At 34.0% G+C, this 1,295-nt stretch carries 1 pseudogene; it reads right to left on the bottom strand.

The window, feature by feature from the left end:
- Nucleotides 1-308, bottom strand: a pseudogene (locus BP621_RS02405) (glycoside hydrolase family 15 protein); the annotation flags it as partial.
- Between the last annotated feature and the right edge of the window lie 987 nt (nucleotides 309-1,295).

Genomic DNA, 1,295 nt, shown 5'->3' with positions numbered 1-1,295 from the left:
AACACTGTTTCCCCTATATTCGAGACAACTTCCCTGCAGGCCTCAGGGACTTCCTGGTTGCCCTCCAGAATACCACTTTTCCTTCTTACATTTTCTCTGTCTTCTCCTGAGGTTTCAAGAATACGCTTACAGAACTCCTCCTTAAACTCGGATTTATAGTTCTGTCGAATCTTCCAGTTCTCAAGCCAGCTGCAATAAAGGGAATCGAGATCGCATATGCCAACCTTTATAGAGTTTCCGTGATTCTCAAGTCCTACATATGGAAAATAGATATCTCTTATAGTCCCTTTTTCGTCTTCACAGATCAAGATTCTTCCATTTCCGAAAATTAAGGGCCTAATCCCGGATACCCCCTGCTTTTTTAATTTTCATGACCCTACAACTATACAACTCAGACATTTAAGCTTCAACTGAGGTTCCCAAAATATAGTGGCCTTACCTTGTTGAATTATCTTTTTTGAATATAACCTATCACAAAAAATGAATGTATTACCTCAAATAGTTTAGTACAGAATATTTTAATAAGAACCGGGTTTTAGCCTTATATCTTGCTCATTTAGCTTTAAAAATGTCTTGCTCATTTGCAGTTCTTAATCAACGCGGGAAGCTGGCAAACCTCTTTGCAAGCAATAAGGATATTCATACCATTTCTCTGGGTATACTCAGTCATTCAATCAAAGTTGTACTGGCGCACCTCGCGGCAAGTTGCGGGGCATTCGACTGAGATAGACAGAAGTTATCAATAATTTCATGAGAGTGCAAAATGAAAGGAGGTTTGTAAGTAATTCAAACTAGTCAAAGTTTCAGCTAAAGATAATTAGGAGACTATAAAAAAGTACAGTAGCAAAAAGATACTTTCCTCTGGGCTCTTCACTGGCTGTAATCAACAAATTTAGTCTCTGTTAAACTACCATAATATGGATCGGCGGAATATTTACTTTTTAAGAAAAGGTATCATTTCTTTAAGGGAGTGACTTATTTATATCTTTTTGAGTTACAGGGACTTTGAATTATGGATTTAAATCAAAGGTGTATATTGTGTATTTTTGATAATAAATATATATTCAATGTTCTTCTCTCAAAATTACACCTATAAAGTCCAATTTTTAAAAAAGTGGCCCTAGTTAACCTTTAAAATAAAATCCAAGATAAACTAAAGTTTTGTATTTTTACTTAAAATTTTTTACAATTGTGGCTCTTGAGCTTGTTTTTCTATTATATTAAGTTTGGTTTTTAAAAAAGGGATTAATAAAGCTCAAAATTTAAATTCAATGATAATTAATTTCTTTAACGAT

Origin of the sequence: Methanosarcina sp. UBA5 (assembly GCF_002505485.1) — an archaeon.
In the GTDB taxonomy this organism is placed as follows: Archaea; Halobacteriota; Methanosarcinia; order Methanosarcinales; family Methanosarcinaceae; genus Methanosarcina.
The sequence above is the reverse complement of the archived record's forward strand: the minus strand, read 5'-3'. Positions and strand labels throughout refer to the sequence as shown.